Source organism: Streptomyces sp. NBC_01217, from assembly GCF_035994185.1.
Taxonomy (GTDB): domain Bacteria; phylum Actinomycetota; class Actinomycetes; order Streptomycetales; family Streptomycetaceae; genus Streptomyces.
On the sequence record NZ_CP108538.1, the window covers coordinates 2,544,495 to 2,564,036 of the forward strand.

The window sequence follows — 19,542 nt, forward strand, 5'->3', positions numbered from 1 at the left end:
CGCTACCGCGTGCTCAAGCCCTCAACGGGGCGTCAGACGGCCTTCCCCCCGCAGATCACGTCGTACGGGCGGCCGATCGCCATCGTCAGCCGGAGGGGGTCCGTGGTGCCCTTCGGACACTCGCTCTCCTCCTTGACCAGGCCGAGGACCTTGTAGTCGCTACCGCCCGCCCCGGAGCAGGCGATCTCCTTGGCCTGGTCCGTGATGCAGTCGCCCGTCACCAGCTGACCGCCGCCCGCGCCCGCGTCACCGGGGTGGTCGCCGGACAGGTTGCGGCCGCAGACGGTGCTGGTGGGGATGCCCCCGCTCTTGGACGAGCCGTAGGTGACGGACACCTTGATGATCAGGTCCGTGCCCGCGGGGCACTGGATGGAGTCCGGCAGGATCCCGGCGCTCATTATCTTGAGCGCCTTGAAGGTGGCCTTGGAGTCGTCGCAGTCGTACGCGTTGTAACTGTCCGACGAGGCCTCCGGGTCCGGGCCGCCGCAGTCGCCGACCTCCCAGGAGCCCGACTTCGTGCCCGAGCCCGCCGAGGGCGACTTGTCGTCGTCATCGCCGAACACCTTCCAGGCGCCGAACGCGACGACCAGAACCACCACCACGGTCAGCAGGGACCGCAGGCATCCCGCCGCCGCTCCCCTGGCTCCTCCAGCATTACCCGATGACATGAGTGTCTCCCCCTGCGGCGCAGACGAACGGATCGGCGCGCGAACGGGAGCGCGCCGCCCCTCCTCATCCGGCATGGCCGGCCTTTACCCCGGCTTTAAGTTACACGCCGGATGAGGCCGCCCCGACGGCTGAATGTCACAGTCCGGAATCAGCAGGAGGTCTTGCCCGCGTAGATCGCCAGGGCGGTGTTCGCGCCCAGGGTCGCGGTGAGTTGGCCGCTGGAGTTCACGGTCACCGACGTGTTGTTCTGCACGTTGCAGTACGTGCCCGCGGGCAGCGACGTCTGGTACGTGCGGCTCAGCGAGAAGGACTCGTGATTGATGGCGACGTAGCCCTTGCTCCCCCGGCCGAAGGCGATGGCCTGGTAGCCGTTGTCCCACCAGTTCGTCACCGACTGGCCCCGGGTCGCGTTGCGGAAGGCGACCATCGACCTGATCTCCGGCCAGGCGTGCTGGCACTTCCACCCGTCCTGCCAGCAGGCGGCCACCGTCCCGCCGTTGGGCGGTCCCGCGTCCACGTCCGACCACTCGTAGCCGGAGTTGATGTCCGGGGCGCCGTACGGGTACGCCAGCATGAAGACGTTGGCCAGGGTGTAGGCGGCGCCGTTCTTGTAGTTGAGGGTGGTGCCGCCCCGCTCGGTGTCGTGGTTGTCGACGAAGACGCCGGCCTTCGAGCTGCTCAGATAGCCCCAGCTCTCACCGAAGTTGCTCAGATAGGCGAGGCGTTCGTTGGTGAAGACCCGCTTGAGGTCATAGGCGTAGCGGAACTCCTGGACGTCGCCGTTGCCGGTGTACTCGGTGGGCTGGACGGCCTCTCCGCTGCCGTAGATGACCTCCTGCTTCCAGTAGACGCCGGGGTTGCGCAGCCGCGACTTGATGTTGGCGAGGTCGGCCGCGGGCATGTGCTTGGCGGCGTCGACACGGAAGCCGTCGACGCCGAGGGAGAGCAGGTCGTCGAGGTAGGCGGCGATCCTGCCGCGGACGTAGTCCTCACCGGTGTCCAGATCGGCGAGGCCGACGAGTTCGCAGTTCTGGACGTTGGCCCGGTCCTGGTAGTTGCTGATCTGCGCGGTGCAGTCGTTCATGTCGGCCGCGGAGTACACGCCGGGGTAGTTGTACTTGGTGTACGAGGAGCCGCCGGTGCCGGTGCCCGATCCGGCCGACATGTGGTTGATGACGGAGTCGGCGACGACCTTGACGCCCGCGCTGTGACAGGTGCCGACCATGGCGGCGAAGGAGGCTCGGTCGCCGAGCCGTCCGGCGATCTTGTAGCTGACCGGCTGGTACGAGGTCCACCACTGCCCGCCCTGGATGTGTTCCTGGGGCGGCGAGACCTGTACGTATCCGTAGCCGGCCGGGCCGAGGGAGTCCGTGCAGGCCCTGGCCACGGAGTCGAACTTCCACTCGAAGAGAACGGCGGTGACGTCCTTGACGCCCGGCGGGGACGCCTGGGCGGTCGTGGCGGGGGCCACGAGGGCGGCGGCGGCTCCTGCTATCAGGGCGAGCGCTGCAGACAGTGCTCTGCGTGCCATGTTTCCTCCTGCTGTGGGGGGAAATGCGGGTGACGGTGCAGCCTCATGTGGCAACGCGCCCTGCCCTCAAGGCTCCTGAAGGTTCTTGCTGCAAGAATGCAGACCTTGCTGCAGCGCAGACCGTACGAGCCCGCCAGGCCTCGGTCAACCCTTTGGACATCACCCGCTCACATCCATGAAATACAGCAGTTTTCTTCCTGCAAGGCCTTACGCAAGACATTGCAGCACTGTTAAGTTTCTCCCGACTCCGGTCCGGTCGGCCGGGGGTCCGGTGACCCCGGGCCCCACGCGCCCGGCCGGCCGGGCCGGTCACGGACAAGAGGGGCACCCGGAGTCATCCACTCCCCGCCGGCCCATTCAGGGCCGACTCCCGGTGCCCCTCCTGTACGCCCGGAGACCTGCTCAGGTACGGACCGCGGCGGTTGACCCCCGTACCACCAGCTCCGGCTGGAACACGTACTCCGTACGCTGCACGGGACTGCCGCCGATCTCCTCCAGCAGGGCGCTGACCGCGGCCGCCGCCATCGCCTGCACGGGCTGGCGCACCGTCGTCAGCGGCGGATCGGTGAACGCGATCAGCTGCGAGTCGTCGAAGCCCACCACCGACAGGTCGCGCGGCACATCGAGCCCGCGCTCCCGGGCCGCACGCACCACGCCCAGCGCCATCAGGTCGCTGCCGCAGACGATGCCCGTGCACCCCCGGTCGAGCAGGGCAGCGGCCGCGACCTGGCCGCCCTCGACGCTGAACAGCGTGGAACGGACGAGGAGTTCGGCCTCGGCGCGGTCCATGCCCAGCAGGTTCACTGCGGCCTCGACGAAGCCCTCCCGCTTGCGGCGGGCCGGCACATAGCGCTGCGGTCCGATGGCCAGGCCGACCCTGCGGTGGCCGAGATCGGCGAGGTGTCCGACGGCCATCCGTGCGGCGGCGGAGTCGTCGGGCGAGACGAACGGGGCGCTGATCCGCTCGTTGTAGCCGTTGATCAGGACGAACGGCACGCCGCGTTCGGTGAGCGCGGCGTAGCGGGCCGGGTCGGCCGACATGTCGGCGTGCAGCCCGGAGAGGAAGACGATCCCGCCGACGCCCCGTTCGACGAGCTGCTCGACGAGTTCGTCCTCGGTGGCACCGCCGGGCAGCTGGGTGCAGAGCACCGGGGTGTAGCCGTGCCCGGCCAGCACCTGCTCGACGGACTGCGCGAACGCCGGGAAGATCGGGTTGGTGAGCTCGGGCGTCACCAGTCCGATCAGCCCGGCGCTGCGCCGCCGCAGCCGTACGGGGCGTTCGTAGCCGAGGATGTCCAGCGCGGCGAGCACCCGCTGACGCGTGGAGTCCGCGACGCCCGGTTTCCCGTTGAGCACCCGGCTGACGGTCGCCTCGCTGACCGCTGCCTGGCCGGCGATGTCCGAGAGCCTCGGCGCACCGCCGGTCCCAGGGCCTGTCTTTCGGATCTTGCCGGGCTCGCGGGGGCCGACACGCGCATCTGCGGCGTTGTCGTCGGTCGCCGACGCTCCGCGTGGGCTCCCTCCTCCGCCTTGCAGCTGCACGCGTCGGCCCCCGCTCCCTGATCCGGCCTGATCCGAAAGAGAGGCCCTGGGCAGGGGGACGGTCACACCGTCCACCACACCGTGGTGTCCGCGGGCAGCTCGACCTCGGCGCCGTCGGTGACGACCGGGGCGCTGGACAGCAGGACGGTGCCGCACACGGGGATGCGTACCGGACGGGCTGTCGTGTTGACGGTGCAGACGAAGCCGGGTCGGGCGAAGATCAGCAGGCCGTCGGGGGCCTGGAGCCACTCCACCTCGGACCCGGCGCCGAGCCCGGGGTGCACCCGGCGGGCGGCGATCGCGGCCCGGTACAGCTCCAGCGTGGAGTCCGCGTCGCCGGTCTGCGCCTCGACGCTCAGCCCGCCCCAGCTGTCGGGCTGGGGCAGCCAGCTGCCGCCGCTGCCGAAGCCGTACGAGCTGCCGTCGCGGGTCCACGGGATCGGCACCCGGCAGCCGTCGCGGAAGCCGTCCTGGCCCTCCGCGCGGAAGAACGACGGGTCCTGGCGGGCCTCGTCGGGCAGGTCGGTGACATCGGGCAGGCCGAGTTCCTCGCCCTGGTAGACGTACGCGGAGCCGGGCAGGGCCAGCATCAGCAGGGTGGCGGCGCGGGCCCGGCGCAGGCCCAGTTCGCGGTCGCCGGCGGTGCGGATCTGGGTGCCGAGGCCGGGCGGGTTGGCGAACCGGGTGGCGTGCCGGGTCACGTCGTGGTTGGAGAGCACCCAGGTGGTGGGGGCGCCGACCGGACGCATCGCGTCGAGCGAGGTGTCGATGACCTTGCGCAGCTCGGCGGCGTCCCAGGCGGTGGAGAGGTACTGGAAGTTGAACGCCTGGTGCATCTCGTCGGGGCGCACGTAGTTGGCGGTGCGCTCGACGGTGGGGGTCCAGGCCTCGGCGACGGCGATGCGCTCGCCGGGGTACTCGTCGAGGATGATGCGCCAGGAGCGGTAGATCTCGTGGACCCCGTCCTGGTCGAAGAACGGCATGACATCGTTTCCGAGCAGCTTGAGCTGGTCGTGGGTGCCGAGGTCGGGCAGGCCCGCGGCCTTGACGAGGCCGTGGGCGACGTCGACCCGGAAGCCGTCGACGCCCATGTCGAGCCAGAAGCGCAGGATCGAGCGGAACTCGTCGGCGACGGCCGGGTGTTCCCAGTTGAAGTCGGGCTGCTCGGGCGCGAAGAGGTGGAGGTACCAGTCGCCCGGGGTGCCGTCCGGGTCGGTGGTCCGGGTCCAGGCGGGGCCGCCGAAGATGGACTCCCAGTCGTTGGGCGGGAGTTCGCCGTCCGCGCCCTTGCCGGGGCGGAAGTGGTAGCGCTCGCGCAGCGCGGAGCCGGGGCCCTCGGCGAGGGCGCGCTTGAACCACTCGTGCTGGTCGGAGGAGTGGTTGGGCACCAGGTCGACGATGATCCGCAGGCCCAGGTCGTGGGCGTCCCTGATCAGCGAGTCGGCGTCCAGCAGGGTGCCGAACATCGGGTCGATGGCGCGGTAGTCGGCCACGTCGTAGCCCGCGTCAGCCTGCGGGGACGCGTAGAACGGGCTGAGCCAGACCGCGTCGACACCGAGGTCCTTGAGGTACGGAAGTCTGCCGCGTACGCCTGCCAGATCGCCCATGCCGTCGCCGTTGCCGTCGGCGAAGCTCCGTGGATAGACCTGGTAGATCACCGCGTCCTGCCACCAGCCGCTCTGGTGGGCCGGAGCGCCGGACGTGCCGGTGGAGGGGGCAGCGAGGTGCTGGGTCATGTCGTCCCTGAGGTGTCTGGGTGGGAAGCGTCGCCGGGACCGGGTCGGGATACCGGCGACGCCGTGACTTGGTGCGTGCGGGTCGTGCGGGGCGTGCTGGGTCAGCCCTTGACGGCTCCGGCGGACATGCCGGTGACCAGGTGGCGCTGGGCGAAGAGGAAGACCAGGGCCGCGGGTATCGCGATGAGCACGGACGCGGCGGTCATCGGCCCCCACTGGGCCCCGTACTGGTTGACGAACTTCTGCAGTCCGCCGGCGAGCGTGAGGTTCTCGTCGCCGACCATGAAGGCGGAGGCGTACGCCACTTCGCCCCAGGCGGTGATGAAGGAGTAGAACGCGGTGACGGCGAGGCCCGGCTTGGCGAGCGGCAGGATCAGCCGCCAGAACGTGCCGAACGGGGTGAGGCCGTCGACCTGCCCCGACTCGTCGATCTCGCGCGGAATGGTGTCGAAGAAGCCCTTCATCATCCAGGCGCAGAACGGCACCGCGATGGTGAGGTAGGTGATGACGAGGCCGGCGGGCTGGTTGAGCAGGCCCAGGCTCGACATGATGTTGTAGATCGGCACGATGAGGACGGCGACCGGGAACATCTGGGTGATCAGCAGCGTCCACATCAGCCCGCGCTTGCCGGGGAAGCGGAAGCGGCTGACGGCGTAGCCGGTGGTGGCGGAGACGAAGACGCCGAGGACGGTGGTGAGCCCGGCGATGACCAGCGAGTTGCCGAACCAGGTCAGGAACTCGGTGTCCTTGATCAGGTGGGTGTAGTTCTCGAAGGTCGTGTCCCTGAAGAAGTCCGTCGTCGTCGCGTACGCGGCGGGCTTCAGCGAGGTCAGCAGGACCCACAGCACGGGGAACACGGCGATCACGGACGCCACGATCAGCGTGAGGTGCAGTCCGACGGAGGCGAGCGGCGAGCGTTCGCCGCGCCGCCGGACCTTGCGGGCCGAGTGGCGCGCGGCAGGGGCGGCGCGCCGTGCGGTGGGTGCGGGGGCGGTGGTCACCAGTTATCTCCCTGCGTGCGGAGGACTCGCCGGTAGACCGCGGCGAAGAGCATCAGGAGGACGAGGATCAGCACGCCCCAGGTGGAGGACTGCGCGAAGTCGCGCGGGCTGATCTCGAAGGAGAACTTGTACGCCTGGGTGACCAGGATCTGGGTGGCCTCACCCGGTCCGCCGCGGGTCAGCAGGAAGATCACCGGGAACATGTTGAACGTCCAGATGGTCGACAGCAGGATCACGGTGGTGGAGACCGGCCGGAGCCCGGGCAGCGTGATGTGGCGGAACCGCTGCCAGGCGGTGGCACCGTCCATCTCGGCGGCCTCGTACTGCTCGCTGGGGATGGACTGCAGACCGCCGAGCAGGGCGACCATCATGAAGGGCACGCCGAGCCACACATTGACGGCGATGACGGAGAACTTCGCCCAGGTGGGGTCGTTGAGCCACGGGATGCCGTCGATGCCGGAGCCGGAGAGGATCTTGTTGAGCAGCCCGCGGTCCTCGTTGTAGAGGAAGCGCCAGGCGAAGACGGAGACGAAGCCGGGGATGGCCCAGGGCAGGATCAGCGCCATCCGGTAGGCGGAGCGGCCGGCGATCCGCCGGTTGAGGATGTTGGCCAGGGCCATGCCGAGGACGAACGTGATGCTCACGCAGGAGACTGTCCACACCAGGGTCCACCCGAGCGTGCCGAGGAACTGGTCACCCGTGAGCGCGTCGGCGTAGTTGTCCAGGCCGACGAACTTGTACGTCGCGGGCATGTGATTGACGCCGATGGACCGTTCGACGTTGCGCTCATTGGCGTCGGTCAGCGACAGATAGATGCCGCGGACCAGCGGGTAGCCGATGATCACGCCGATCACGGCGACGACCGGGGCGACCATGGTCCAGGCGTACCAGTGCGTCGACAGGGCCCGCCGGAGCCTGCTCGGTGGTGGGGTACCAGTACCGCGGCTCCGGCCGCGGGCGACATCGTCGCCCGCGGCCGTTGCCACCGACTGGCTGGTGTGGACAGCCATCAGTCGGCCTGCCTTTCTCTGGCTACTTCCAGCCCTTGAGGAGCTTGCGGTAGGAGTCACCGGTGGTCTTGGCGGCCTTCTCCGGCGTGGTCTGGCCGGTCAGGACCTTGGTGTACTCGGTGACGAGCGGGGCGAAGAGGCTGCCGGTCTCCGGGATCCAGGGGCGCTCGACGGCGGTCTCGACGACCGGCTTGAAGAAGCCGACGATCTCGTTGTCGACGACGGCTTCCTCCGAGTAGGCGGAGGTACGGGTCGGCAGGAGGTTCAGCTCCTTGGTGACCTGGGCCTGGGTCTTCGTGGACGTCATGTAGTCGACGAAGGCGTAGGAGGCGTCGAGGTTCTTGGAGCCCGCGTAGACGGCCAGGTTGTGACCGCCCTGCGGGGCGCCCTGCGCGGCGGAGCCGGCCGGGACCGGGGCGACGCCCAGGTTGGCCTTGTCCTTGAACTCCGCGCCGGCGTAGGTGTCGGCGACGGCCCACGGGCCGTTGATGATCATGGCGACCTTGCCGTCCTTGAAGGACGACTGCATGTTCTCCCAGCCGTCCGTCGCGTCGGTCTTGGCCGCACCGGAGTCGACGAGGTCCTTGACGACCTTCATCGCCTTGACGCCCTCGGGGTTGTCGACGGTGACGGACTTGGTGGACGCGTCGACGAGGTCGCCGCCCTCGCCGTACAGGAAGGACAGGAACCAGTACGCGTCGTCGCCGCGCAGGTAGAGGCCGGTCTTGCCGGTCTTGTCCTTGATCTTCTTGGAGACCGTCTTCAGCTCGTCGACGGTCGTGGGGACCTCGACACCGGCCTCCTTGAAGATCTTCTTGTTGTAGAAGATGCCCATGGAGTCGATGACCTGCGGCACCGCGTACGTCTTGCCGTTGTACTTGGTGGAGGCGGCGGCCTGCTTGAGGAAGTCGTCCGCCTTCTGCAGGGCGGGGGTGCCGTCCAGCGGGGCCAGGTAGCCGAGGTCCGCGAACTCGGGGGTCCAGGCGACCTCGGAGCGGATCACGTCGGGAGCGCCGGAGCCGGACTGGGCAGCGTTCTTGAACTTGTTCTGCGCCTCGCCGAAGGGCACGTTGACGTACTTGACGTCGACCTTCGGGTGCTGCTTCTCGAAGTCTTCGGCAATCTTCTTGAAGACCTTGTCCTCGCTGCCCACGGTGGAGGTGTCCCACCACGTAACGGTCCCGGAGAGCTCGCCCGAGCTCTTGCTCGTGCCGTCGGACTTGCTGTCGCTGCCGCAGGCGGTCGCCGCAAGCGCCAGGGCCGCGACCAGGGCGGTGGCCGTTATGCCACGTCGCATCTGAACTCCTTCAACTGCCGTACCGCTCCATCGCGGCGCCGGGTCGACGGTGAACGTAACAAGGATGAAAGAACACCGAAAGAGTTTGCGGAAGATTTCTGCAAGCTCCGGCGATCGTTACATTCGCGTGTCCTCACGGTTGCCGTCAAGCCTCTTGACGCGAGCCGCCGATCCCTGTCAGCGGCAGGCCACAGCCTGCTTACCCGTAGTGCGACGATCCGACTGCGGTCCGCAATCCGGGCCCGCAAGACCTTGCAAGATGTTGCTGCAAGGCCGTCCCGGAGCACTCCATCGGTACGGTCGTCCGATTACTGCGGATGGTGGGCAATCCGACATACGCCCGGTACAGTCCACTTCCATGACCGCACGGCTTGCCGATATCGCAATTCAGGCGGGGGTCAGCGAAGCGACGGTCAGCCGTGTACTGAACGGCAAGCCCGGTGTTGCAGCGGCCACCCGTGAATCCGTTCTCGCCGCGCTCGACGTCCTCGGCTACGAACGGCCCGTACGGCTGCGCAGGCGCAGCGCGGGGCTGGTCGGGCTGATCACGCCCGAGCTGGAGAACCCCATCTTTCCCGCGCTGGCCCAGGTCATCGGCCAGGCGCTGACCCGGCAGGGCTACACCCCGGTGCTGGCGACCCAGACCCCCGGCGGCTCCACCGAGGACGAGCTGACCGAGATGCTGGTCGACCGCGGCGTCTCGGGCATCATCTTCGTCTCCGGGCTGCACGCCGACACCTCGGCCGATATGCAGCGCTACGAGCAACTGCGCGCCCAGGGCGTTCCGTTCGTCCTGGTCAATGGCTTCTCGCCCAAGGTGCAGGCACCGTTCATCTCGCCGGACGACCGGGCCGCGATGCGGCTCGCGGTGACGCACCTCGTGTCGCTGGGCCATCAGCGGATCGGCCTGGCCGTCGGGCCGAAGCGGTTCGTGCCGGTCCTGCGCAAGATCGAGGGCTTCCGTTCGATTGTGCAGGAGCAGTTGCACCTCGCCCCGGACGAGGTGGAGGAGCTGATCCAGCACTCGCTGTACACCCTGGAGGGCGGGCAGGCCGCCGCATCGGCGCTGATCGAGCGGGGGTGCACGGCGGTGGTGTGCGCGAGCGACATGATGGCGCTCGGTGCGATCCGGGCCGCGCGCCGGCTGTCGATGGAGGTGCCGCGCGATCTGTCGGTGGTCGGTTTCGACGACTCGCCGCTCATAGCGTTCACCGATCCGCCGCTGACCACGATCCGCCAGCCGGTCACGGCCATGGGCCAGGCCGCCGTGCGCACCCTCCTTGAGGAGATCGGCGGCACGCCCGCTCCGCACAGCGAGTTCGTCTTCATGCCCGAGCTGGTCGTTCGAGGTTCAACGGCCGCGGGCCCCGGGCCCTCACCGGCCTCCGCCGGAACGGTTCCAGGATCGCACGCCCGCTCCTAGGATGCAGTCCCGGCAGGCAGATGTGCGGCACCAACCCGATCGGAGGATGATCGGGCAGGGGAAACATTTCTGGCAGACTCTGTGCCTATGGGTGAATTGAGCGTGACACCACAGGAAGGCCGGCCGCGGGCCACCCCGTCACCCATCGTGGACGAGGCGGCCCCCGCGGCGAACGCGGCGCAGGACGCCGGGCGGCGCGACAGCGGCCCGGCCCGGCTGCGTTCCCTGCGCTCCCGGCGTTCCCCCCGCAGGCCACGCGTCTGGTTCGAAATCCTTCTGGTCGCGGCCAGTTACTGGGTGTACTCGCTGGTGCGCAACGCCGTCCCGGAGCAGAAGGCCGAGGCGCTGCGCAACGCCGACTGGATCTGGTCGGTCGAGACCCATCTGGGCATCGCCGTGGAGCGGACGGTCAACCACGCGGTGAATTCCGTGACATGGCTGATCGTGTCGATGAACTACTACTACGCGACACTGCACTTCATCGTCACCGTCTGCGTCCTGGTGTGGCTGTTCCACCGTCACCCCGGCCGTTACTCGGCGGCCCGTCTGGCCCTGTTCGCGACCACGGCCGTGGCGCTGCTCGGCTACTACCTGTATCCGCTCGCGCCGCCGCGCCTGATGAACGGCGGCCGCTTCATCGACACCGTCCTGGTCCATCAGACCTGGGGTTCGATGGCCTCGGGCAACTTCAAGAACATGTCGAACCAGTACGCGGCGATGCCCTCGATGCACATCGGCTGGTCGCTCTGGTGCGGCCTGACCATCTTCGCGCTGGCCCACGCCCCCTGGGCGCGCATCCTGGGCCTGCTCTATCCGGCGGTCACCCTGCTCGTGATCGTGTCGACCGCCAACCACTTCTGGCTGGACGCACTGGGCGGCATGACGTGTCTGGCCTTCGGCTACGCGGTCTCGTACGCGTGGTACGGCTCGCTGCCGCACCACCTCCCGAAGCGGGTGGCGCGGCCGAACAGGCCCGCCGCGGGCGCCCACCCCCACCTCACCCCCGATGCACCACCCGCCCCCCACACACCGGGCCCCGCACCGGCGTCTGCCCGGCGGTGACCGGCTCGGTGCCGTACACCCACGGCAGCCGGACCACTTCCCGAGCGGGGTCCGGAGCTGAGCCCCGGAAAAGCCCCGCGCCGTAGCGGACCCCTCACGCCCCGTAGAACCGCTCCTCCACCACCGCCCGCGCCCGCCGGGTGATCCGCCGGTAGTCGTCCAGCATGTCCCCGACGTGCCCCGGCTCGTACCCCAAGTACCGCCCCACCGCGGTGAGTTCACGCGGCCCCGAGGGAAACGTGTCGCCCGGCCGGCCCCGTACCAGCATCACCGCGTTGCGGACCCGCGTCGCCAGCACCCATGCCTCGTCCAGGGTCTGCGCGTCCTCGGCCGGGATCAGCTCCGCCGCGCACGCCGCGGCCAGCGCCTCGCGGGTGCGGGTCGTGCGCAGGCCCGGCTCCGCCCAGCCGTACTGCATCTGCATCAGCTGGACCGTCCACTCGACATCGCTCAGCCCGCCGCGCCCCAGTTTGGTGTGGAGCGTGGGGTCCGCGCCGCGCGGCAGCCGTTCGGACTCCATCCGGGCCTTCAGTCGGCGGATCTCGCGGACCGCGTCCTCCCCGAGGCCCTCCATCGGATAGCGCAGCCGGTCGATCAGCTCGATGAATTCGCGTCCGAGTTCCTCGTCGCCCGCCATCGGCTCGGCGCGCAGCAGCGCCTGGCTCTCCCAGACCAGCGACCAGCGCCGGTAGTAGGCCTCGTACGAGCCCAGCGTACGCACCAGCGGACCGCTCTTGCCCTCCGGCCGAAGATCCGCGTCGATGATCAACGGCGGGTCGGCTGTGGGTAGTTGGAGCAGTCTCCGCATCTCGGAGACCACCTGGTTCGCGGCCCGGGCCGCCTCCTGCTCGTCGACGCCCTCGCGCGGCGAGTGGACGAACAGCACATCGGCGTCGGAGCCGTATCCGAGCTCGTGCCCGCCGAAACGGCCCATGCCGATGACCGCGAACCGGGTGGGGAGGGTGTCCCCCCACTGTTCGCGTACGGCGGCGCGCAGGGCGCCCGCGATCGTGACGGCGTTCAGATCGGTGACCGCGTTGCCGACCCGGTCGACGAGCGCCCCGTGGTCCTTCTCGGCGGGGCTCTCCTCCGTGCCGTACGAGCCGATGAGGTCCGCAGCCGTGGTCCGGAACAGTTCGCGCCTGCGCACCCCGCGCACCACGGCGACGGCGGATTCGGCATTCTCCGCGCGCCCCACCGCGGCCAGCACCTCCTGCTCCAGGTGCTCGCGCCTGCGCGGCTTCAGCCCCTGCGGGTCGCCGAGGATCGCCACCGCCTCGGGGGCCCGCAGCAGCAGGTCGGGGGCGAGCCGGCCCGCCGAGAGGACCCGGGCGAGGTTCTCCGCCGCCGCGCCCTCGTCGCGCAGCAGCCGCAGGTACCAGGGGGTCTTGCCGAGGGCGTCGGACACCTTGCGAAAGCCGAGCAGCCCGGCGTCCGGATCAGCGGAGTCCGCGAACCAGCCGAGCAGCACCGGCAGCAGGGTCCGCTGAATGGCGGCCTTGCGGGACACCCCGGACGACAGCGCCTCCAGGTGCCGGAGCGCGTCGGCCGGGTCCGCGTAGCCGAGCGCTTCGAGCCGGTGCTTGGCCGCCTTCGCGCTGAGCCGGGACTCGCCGGGCGCGAGCTGGGCGACGGCGTCCAGCAGCGGCCGGTAGAACAGCTTCTCGTGCAGCCGCCGCACCACGGACGCGTGCCGCTTCCACGCCTGGTTGAGCTCGGTGATCGGGTCGGTACGCATCCCGAGGGAGCGTCCGAGCCGCCGCAGGTCCGGTTCGTCCTCGGGGACCAGATGGGTGCGGCGCAGCCGGTAGAGCTGGATGCGGTGCTCCATGGCGCGCAGGAAGCGGTAGGCGTCGTCCAGCTGGGCGGCGTCCACCCGTCCCACGTAGCCGCCCGCGGCGAGCGCCCGCAGGGCCTCCAGGGTGGTGCCGCTGCGCAGGGTGGTGTCGCTGCGGCCGTGCACCAGCTGGAGCAGCTGTACGGCGAATTCGACGTCCCGCAGCCCGCCGGGGCCGAGCTTGATCTCGCGGTCGACGCGGTCGGCGGGGATGTTGTCGACGACGCGGCGGCGCATCTTCTGTACGTCGGCGACGAAGTTCTCCCGGTCCGCCGCCTGCCATACGAGCGGGGACACGGCCTCGACGTACTCCGCGCCCAGTTCGGGGTCACCGGCCACCGGGCGGGCCTTGAGGAGCGCCTGGAACTCCCAGGTCTTGGCCCAGCGCTGGTAGTACGCGAGATGCGAGGTCAGCGTGCGGACGAGGGGCCCGTTGCGGCCCTCGGGGCGCAGGTTGGCGTCGACGGGCCAGATGGTGCCCTCGACGGTCGTGTCGGAGCAGATCCGCATCATGTGCGCGGCCAGCCGGGTGGCGGCCTGTACGGCCGAGCTCTCCTCGGCGCCGTCGACCGGTTCCGCGACGAAGATGACGTCGACGTCGGAGACGTAGTTCAGCTCGTGCCCGCCGCACTTGCCCATCGCGATGACGGCGAGCCGGCACCGGGCGGCGTCGGAGGGTGCGGCCGTACGGGCGATGGCGAGCGCCGCCCGCAGGGTCGCCGTGGCCAGATCGGCCAGCTCGGCGGCGGCCTCGGCGACGTCCGTCGTACCGCACACATCGCGGGCCGCTATGGCCAGCAGGCACCGGCGGTAGGCGACGCGCAGCGAGTCCTGGTCGTCGGCCCCGGCGAGCCCCTGCTCGAACTCGGCGACCCCGGGGTGCAGATCGGTGGCCTCGTAGGTGACGAGCGCGTGCCAGTCGTGGGGGTGGCGGGCGAGGTGGTCGCCGAGCGCCTCGGACGCGCCGAGCACCCCGAGCAGCCGGTCCCGCAGTGGTTTGGCGGTGACGAGGGTGTCCAGCAGGACCTGCCGCTCGTCCGGCGCCTCGGCCTCGACCAGCCGGACCACTCCGCGCAGCGCCAGATCGGGATCGGCGGTGGCCCCGAGCGCGTCGAGGAGCACCGGGTCGGTGCGCACGGACGACAGTTCGGGCAGGTCGAGAAGACGCTCGGCGGCGGATGGATCGGTGAAACCGTGCCGCAGCAGTCGGGTGAACGTACTGCTCCTGCGCCCCGGCACCGTCGCCATTCCGTGCTCTCCTGCTCGCCGCCCACAACACCATCCAGCGTTCCGAGCCTAGCCCCGCACCGATGAATTCGTAGCGGGTGCGCGGTCCGCACTTCGCAGGCACGATCGCTTCAAGGACCCGACCGGGAGGCCCGCATGTCCGGATTCGAACCCTTCGCCGAGCTGGATACCCGCTACAGCGACGAGAGCGCGACGGCCCGCCCGTGGTCGGCGGCTGCGGACCTGCTGACCACGGCGGAGCTGTACTGGCTGAGCACGGTGCGCCCGGACGGCCGCCCGCACGTCACCCCGCTGATCGGGGTGTGGGCGGACGGCGCACTGCACTTCTGCACCGACGCGTCCGAACGCAAGGCCCTGAACCTGGCCACCAACCCGGAAGTGGTACTGACCACCGGCAACAACACCTTGTCCGAGGGTCTCGACGTGATGGTCGAGGGCCCGGCGGAGCGGGTGCGGGACGAGGACCGGCTGCGCAGGCTGGCCGCGGCCTGGGAGTCGAAGTACGGCCCCGACTGGCACTTCGACGTGCGTGACGGCGCGTTCCTGAACGGGGGCCGCACGGCGTTGGTGTTCGAGGTGCTGCCGCGCACGGTCTTCGGCTTCGGCAAGGGCGCCCCGTACAGCCAGACGCGGTGGCGGTTCAGCTGAGCGGTGGGGAAGGGCGGTGGGACGGCTCAGTCCCCGGAGGAGTCCGGATCGTCCGGCCGGGTCGCGATGACGACGGTCGCGTACAGCTCGTCGGAGGTGACGACGCGCGGGATCAGGCCGCTGCGGGCGACGGTCTCCTCGGCCCGGGCCGCCTGCCGCTCGCTCGTCTCGACGAGCAGGTGCCCGCCCGGCGCCAGCCAGCGCGGCGCCTCGGCGGTGACCCGCCGCAGGACGTCGAGGCCGTCCCTGCCCCCGTCGAGCGCGACGCGCGGCTCGTGGATGCGGGCTTCCGGGGGCAGCAGCTCGACGTCCTCGGTCGGTACGTACGGCACATTGGCGAGCAGGATCTCCACCCGGCCGCGCAGCGAGGCGGGCAGCGGTTCGAAGAGGTCGCCCTCGTAGACCCGGCCCGCGTCGCCGACGTTGCGGCGGGCGCACCGTACGGCCGCGGGTTCGACATCGGCGGCGTGCAGTTCGATCCGGTCCAGCGTCGCGGCGAGCGCGGTGCCGAGGGCTCCCGTACCGCAGCAGAGGTCGACGACGACGGCCCCGGGCCCGGCGAGGGCGGCGGCCTGCCGGACCAGGAACTCGGTGCGGCGGCGGGGTACGAAGACGCCGGGGTCAACGGCGATCCGGAGACCGCTGAACTCGGCCCAGCCGAGGACGTGTTCCAGGGGGAGGCCGGTGGCCCGCCGTTCGACCATGGCCGCGAGTCCGGCGGGGTCGGCGGCCGTGGAGACGATCAGCTCCGCCTCGTCCTCGGCGAATACGCAGCCGGCGGCGCGGAGTGTGGTGACGATGGAGGAAAGGGCGAGCGGTGAAACGGAAACCGACATGAAGCGGAGCCTTTCGGAAAAGCCGATGGGCGCTCCGCGGTCGATTATGTCGGGTCGACCACGCGATCCTGAGGGGTGAGCACCCAGCCTGATACAGCGGTAATGGGTCTCACCTCCTTGGTCGGTCCCGGGTGGGGATGGGTCACAGTACCTCCTCCGTGCGCACGGCCACCACCGTGGCCGTGGCACACCGATCACGGCGATGCCCGCCGCGATCAGGAGGATGGTGCCGACGAGATCCTGGACGAGACGGGCTGCCGTTCTGACCGGCAGCCCCGACACGCGTGACGTCCGGCGGACTCGGCTCGCGAAGACCCGTTGTGTCAGGGAGCGATCGTGAGGTGGCTGATCAGCCCCTTGTCGAGGGTGAAGCGGTAGTGCAGGTCGACGGTGCCGCCGGGGAAGTTGCCTTCGAGGCGCTGGGTGACGGTGTAGTGGTCCGGGCTGTCGTACGCCGCCCCGATGGGCGTGGTGGTGTAGGTGTACTCGGACGCGGCGTGGTTCATCCACTGCTCGATGGCCGGGATGCCCTCGTAGGTACGGCCGTCGTCGACGACCGTCGCATCCGGCGTCAGCGCGGCCGAGGCCGCGGAGGTGTCGCGCTCGTCGTGCGCCTTCAGATAGCGCTTGATGACGTCGGGGAGGTCGGTGGTGTCGGTCATGGCTTCCTCGCTGTTGGTTGTCAGAGGGTGGGGACGGTGCCGCCGTCGATGACGTGCTCGGCACCGACGATGGCGGAGGCCCGGTCGGAGACGAGGAAGGCGACGAGTTCGGCGACTTCCTCGGGCCTGTCGGGGCGCCCGAGCGGAATGCCGCCGAGGGAGTCCATGAGGGACGCCAGGGCGGATTCGCGGTCGCCGGTCTGCTCGGCGATACGGTCGATGAGTGCGTCGGCCGCGGTGGTCTGGATGAACCCGGGAGAGACGGTGTTCACGCGCACACCGTGCGGTGCCGCCTGGTTCGCCAGGCCTTTGCTGTAGGCGCTCAGGGCGGCCTTGGCGGAGGCGTAGGCCAGAGTGCCGTTCCACAGCGGCATGCGCCGCTGGATCGAGGAGACGTGGACCACCGCGCCCCGCCGCTGTTCGATCATGCCCGGGATCAGGGCGCGGTCCAGGCGGACGGCGGCGAGCAGGTTGTGGCTGAGTTCCTGCTGCCAGACCTCCTCGGACATCGCCTCGAAGCCGCCGGCGGGCGCGGCCGAGCCGCCGAGCGCGTGGACCAGGATGTCGGTGCCGCCCAGCCGCCTCCGCGTCTCCCGCGAGACGTGCTCGGCGCCTTCCGGCGTACTCAGGTCGGCGCCGACGAAGTCCTCCTCGGGGACGTCCGAGGGCCTGGAACGGGCGGCGACCAGCACGGTCGCACCGTCCTCCCGCAGCCGGGCCGCGATCGCCGCCCCTGTGCCCTTGGTACCGCCGGTGACCAGGGCACGACGGCCGGAGAGAGAGTCATTACTGCTGGCAGACAAGGCCATCCACTCCTCAATTACTGCATCACTGCATTACTGCTAAAATAGAAGCTAGCAACTTTCACTTTAGCAGTAACTCAGGAGGGTGCCGCGATGGCAAGCCGGATCAGGCTGGAGGACCGTGAGTGCCCGTTGTCGACCACGGTGCAGCACGTCGGGGAGTGGTGGACGCTGCTGATCCTCCACGACGCCTTCGACGGCTACACACGCTTCGACCAGTTCCAGCAGAGCCTCTCCATCTCCACCAGCATGCTCACCACCCGGCTGAAGACCCTGGTGGCCGACGGCCTTCTGGAGCGGCGCCCCTACCGGACCGGTCCGGTGCGTCATGAGTACGTGCTGACCGAGCGCGGCCGCTCCCTGCGGCCCGTGGTCGTCGCCCTGGCCGCCTGGGGCAATCAGCACCTCGCGCCGGAGGACCGCGCCATGATCCTGGTCGACGCCCACACCGGTGAGGAGGCCGAACCCGTCGTGGTGGACGCGCACACCGGGCAGAAGCTGGACGACAGCGAGGCCTTCGTCTTCACCGCGGGTCCGGCCGCGAGCGAGGCGATGCGCGCCCGCTACACCGAACTGGAACGACAGCGGCAGCGGCACACCCCTGCCGGGGAGACACCTGCGCGGTAGGGGGCGCGGCGCGGCCAGATGATCGATTCCAAGGGATGTCGGTGACTGTGTACTGAGGTCCCGCTGGTTCGAGGTGGTCAGGCTGGTCCGTAGCCGGCGCTGCCGGCCTCGGTGATCAGTGCCCAGTACCGGTCGCCGTGGGACCAGTGCCACCACTCGGTGGGGTACGGGCAGCAAGCACCACGTCATTGTCGACGTCCACGGCATGCCCCTGGCCGCCACCGTGACCGGTGGCAGCCGCAATGACGTCACCCAACGCCTGCCCCTGATCCACGCCGAACCGCCCATCCGCGGCAAGCGCGGACGACCCCGTCAGCGCCCCGACGCCCTCTGCGCCGACCGCGGTTACGACCACAACGTCTACCGCCGCCAGGTCCGTGAGCTGGGCATCCGCCCGCTCATCGCCCGGCGCGGCACCGGCCACGGAAGCGGCCTGGGCAAGAACCGCTGGGTCAACGAATCGGCCTTCGCACTTCTGCGCTGGTTCTGCCGACTGCGTATCCGCTGGAAGATCCGCGCCGACACCCACCAGGCTTCCTGACCCTCGGCTGCGCAATCATCTGCTGGCGGCGCCTCAAAAAACAGTGCTGATCCGATCCCTCAGCCGGAACCGGCGACCAGCGCCTCGCCGAGCGGGGTGCGCCGGTAGAGCACCGACCGTCCGGACCGGGCGCGGACGAGCAGCCCCGCGCCTCGCAGGATGGCGAGGTGGTCTCCTACCGCGCCGGGTGCCATGGCGAGGCTTCGGGCGAGGTGGCTGGTACTGGCCGGGGCGTCCAGCGCCAACAGCAGCCGGGCTCGGGCCCGGCCGACCAGAGCGGTCAGCGCGTCCGGTTGGGGGACGCTCTCCTGTTCGCCCCACAGGGCCGCGGTGCCGCGGGCACGGTAGACCAAGGTCCTGGGCCAGGGGTCTTCCATGTGGGCGGCGATATGCCCGACGATGGCCGAAGGGATCAGCAGGAGCCCGTCGCCGGCGAGGCGGACTGTTCCGCCTCGGAAGAAGCCGATCTCGATACCGCCGGCGCGCCAGGCGACGCCCGGGTGCAGGCTCTCGATGGTCGCGGCCCATCCGTGTTCGCCGATCACACCCACCCGGTGCACGACATCGCGCTCACAGATCGCACGCAGTTGCGGCCAGTCCGCGGCGAGCAGCTCGTGCCACGCCTGGTCCATCACCTCGGCGATCCTGGAGACGGCGTCCGCCGAGTCCAGCACTGCGCGTACGCGGGGATCACGGGCGGACGGGCCGGTCGCGGTGGCGGCGAATTCGTGGCGGGCCGCCTCCAGCGGTGTGGCCCGGATCACGGCCAGGTCGTCAGCCCAGGTCTGGTTGAGGCCGCGCGGGGGCGGGGCGACGAAGTTCGGTCCGCCTTGCGGGGCCTGCAGCGCGAGGGCGGCGTCCAGTTCGGTCTCGCGGCGAAGCCGTTCAAAGACCGGCAGGAGCCGGGCGGCCCAGGCTCGCGGCAGCGGCTGGCCTTGGCCGGCGAGCGAGCGCAGCAGCAAACAGAGGTCCAGTGCGGGCGACAGCGCGAAGCGGCTGCGCAGCAGGTCCTCGACGGAGACTTCGAAGCGCAGCACCCGGCGATGCTACCGCTGCACGTCTGTTCCGA

16 protein-coding genes and 2 pseudogenes are annotated in these 19,542 nt (G+C 70.0%); 5 read left to right on the forward strand and 13 right to left on the reverse strand.

Annotation, left to right across the window (positions count from 1 at the left end; genetic code table 11):
• Positions 1 to 32 precede the first annotated feature (32 nt).
• The 7 genes from OG507_RS11090 to OG507_RS11120 all read right to left on the reverse strand — a co-directional run bounded on the left by OG507_RS11090 (position 33) and on the right by OG507_RS11120 (position 8,786).
• A complete protein-coding gene (locus OG507_RS11090) occupies positions 33 to 668 on the reverse strand; it encodes a hypothetical protein (RefSeq protein ID WP_327367010.1) in 636 nt (211 codons plus the stop codon).
• Positions 669 to 817: 149 nt separating this feature from the next.
• Positions 818 to 2,200, reverse strand: coding sequence for an alpha-amylase (locus OG507_RS11095; RefSeq protein WP_327367011.1), 1,383 nt, complete (start codon positions 2,198 to 2,200; stop codon positions 818 to 820).
• A 402-nt stretch (positions 2,201 to 2,602) separates the two neighbouring features.
• On the reverse strand, positions 2,603 to 3,646 hold the full coding sequence (locus tag OG507_RS11100; protein WP_327371932.1) for a LacI family DNA-binding transcriptional regulator: 1,044 nt from the start codon (positions 3,644 to 3,646) through the stop codon (positions 2,603 to 2,605).
• A 158-nt stretch (positions 3,647 to 3,804) separates the two neighbouring features.
• Positions 3,805 to 5,478 carry a glycoside hydrolase family 13 protein gene (locus OG507_RS11105; protein ID WP_327367012.1) on the reverse strand — a complete coding sequence of 558 codons (1,674 nt, stop codon included), beginning with the start codon at positions 5,476 to 5,478 and terminating at the stop codon, positions 3,805 to 3,807.
• 101 nt (positions 5,479 to 5,579) lie between these two features.
• Complete coding sequence (locus OG507_RS11110) at positions 5,580 to 6,479, reverse strand: sugar ABC transporter permease (RefSeq protein WP_327367013.1); 900 nt, start codon at positions 6,477 to 6,479, stop codon at positions 5,580 to 5,582.
• The gene (locus OG507_RS11115) at positions 6,476 to 7,489 is read right to left on the reverse strand and encodes a carbohydrate ABC transporter permease (RefSeq protein WP_327367014.1); all 1,014 of its coding nucleotides are present in this window, start codon (positions 7,487 to 7,489) and stop codon (positions 6,476 to 6,478) included. Before OG507_RS11115 ends, OG507_RS11110 begins: the two co-directional genes overlap by 4 nt.
• A 22-nt stretch (positions 7,490 to 7,511) precedes the next feature.
• Entirely contained in the window at positions 7,512 to 8,786 is a 1,275-nt protein-coding gene (locus OG507_RS11120) for an extracellular solute-binding protein (protein ID WP_327367015.1), read from the reverse strand.
• Between the two features lie 358 nt (positions 8,787 to 9,144).
• Here OG507_RS11120 and OG507_RS11125 point away from each other — a divergent pair, with 358 nt between their 5' ends.
• Positions 9,145 to 10,209: a LacI family DNA-binding transcriptional regulator gene (locus OG507_RS11125; protein WP_327367017.1), complete on the forward strand. Its 1,065-nt coding sequence runs from the start codon at positions 9,145 to 9,147 to the stop codon at positions 10,207 to 10,209.
• Positions 10,210 to 10,296: 87 nt separating this feature from the next.
• Positions 10,297 to 11,271 (forward strand): phosphatase PAP2 family protein, encoded by a 975-nt coding sequence (locus OG507_RS11130; protein ID WP_327367018.1) that lies wholly within the window; start codon positions 10,297 to 10,299, stop codon positions 11,269 to 11,271.
• Positions 11,272 to 11,365: 94 nt separating this feature from the next.
• Here OG507_RS11130 and OG507_RS11135 read toward each other — a convergent pair whose 3' ends face one another.
• Positions 11,366 to 14,356 (reverse strand): bifunctional [glutamine synthetase] adenylyltransferase/[glutamine synthetase]-adenylyl-L-tyrosine phosphorylase, encoded by a 2,991-nt coding sequence (locus tag OG507_RS11135; RefSeq protein ID WP_327367019.1) that lies wholly within the window; start codon positions 14,354 to 14,356, stop codon positions 11,366 to 11,368.
• A gap of 135 nt (positions 14,357 to 14,491) precedes the next feature.
• Here OG507_RS11135 and OG507_RS11140 point away from each other — a divergent pair, with 135 nt between their 5' ends.
• Entirely contained in the window at positions 14,492 to 15,004 is a 513-nt protein-coding gene (locus tag OG507_RS11140) for a pyridoxamine 5'-phosphate oxidase family protein (RefSeq protein ID WP_327367020.1), read from the forward strand.
• 26 nt (positions 15,005 to 15,030) lie between these two features.
• On the opposite strand, the gene OG507_RS11145 is transcribed toward OG507_RS11140, so the two are convergent.
• The 3 genes from OG507_RS11145 to OG507_RS11155 all read right to left on the reverse strand — a co-directional run bounded on the left by OG507_RS11145 (position 15,031) and on the right by OG507_RS11155 (position 17,311).
• The gene (locus OG507_RS11145; RefSeq protein ID WP_327367021.1) at positions 15,031 to 15,840 is read right to left on the reverse strand and encodes a putative protein N(5)-glutamine methyltransferase; all 810 of its coding nucleotides are present in this window, start codon (positions 15,838 to 15,840) and stop codon (positions 15,031 to 15,033) included.
• Positions 15,841 to 16,163: 323 nt separating this feature from the next.
• Complete coding sequence (locus tag OG507_RS11150) at positions 16,164 to 16,502, reverse strand: nuclear transport factor 2 family protein (protein ID WP_327367022.1); 339 nt, start codon at positions 16,500 to 16,502, stop codon at positions 16,164 to 16,166.
• A 20-nt stretch (positions 16,503 to 16,522) separates the two neighbouring features.
• Positions 16,523 to 17,311 carry an SDR family oxidoreductase gene (locus OG507_RS11155; RefSeq protein ID WP_327367023.1) on the reverse strand — a complete coding sequence of 263 codons (789 nt, stop codon included), beginning with the start codon at positions 17,309 to 17,311 and terminating at the stop codon, positions 16,523 to 16,525.
• Positions 17,312 to 17,398: 87 nt separating this feature from the next.
• Here OG507_RS11155 and OG507_RS11160 point away from each other — a divergent pair, with 87 nt between their 5' ends.
• Complete coding sequence (locus tag OG507_RS11160) at positions 17,399 to 17,932, forward strand: winged helix-turn-helix transcriptional regulator (RefSeq protein ID WP_327367024.1); 534 nt, start codon at positions 17,399 to 17,401, stop codon at positions 17,930 to 17,932.
• 77 nt (positions 17,933 to 18,009) lie between these two features.
• Here OG507_RS11160 and OG507_RS11165 read toward each other — a convergent pair.
• A pseudogene (locus tag OG507_RS11165) lies at positions 18,010 to 18,099 on the reverse strand (M15 family metallopeptidase); the annotation flags it as partial.
• Between OG507_RS11165 and OG507_RS11170 the strand changes: the two are divergent.
• Positions 18,072 to 18,523: pseudogene (locus OG507_RS11170) on the forward strand (transposase); the annotation flags it as partial. The pseudogenes OG507_RS11165 and OG507_RS11170 sit on opposite strands and share 28 nt — an antisense overlap.
• A 9-nt stretch (positions 18,524 to 18,532) precedes the next feature.
• On the opposite strand, the gene OG507_RS11175 reads toward OG507_RS11170, so the two are convergent.
• Positions 18,533 to 19,510 carry a winged helix-turn-helix domain-containing protein gene (locus OG507_RS11175; RefSeq protein ID WP_327367025.1) on the reverse strand — a complete coding sequence of 326 codons (978 nt, stop codon included), beginning with the start codon at positions 19,508 to 19,510 and terminating at the stop codon, positions 18,533 to 18,535.
• Positions 19,511 to 19,542 lie beyond the last annotated feature (32 nt).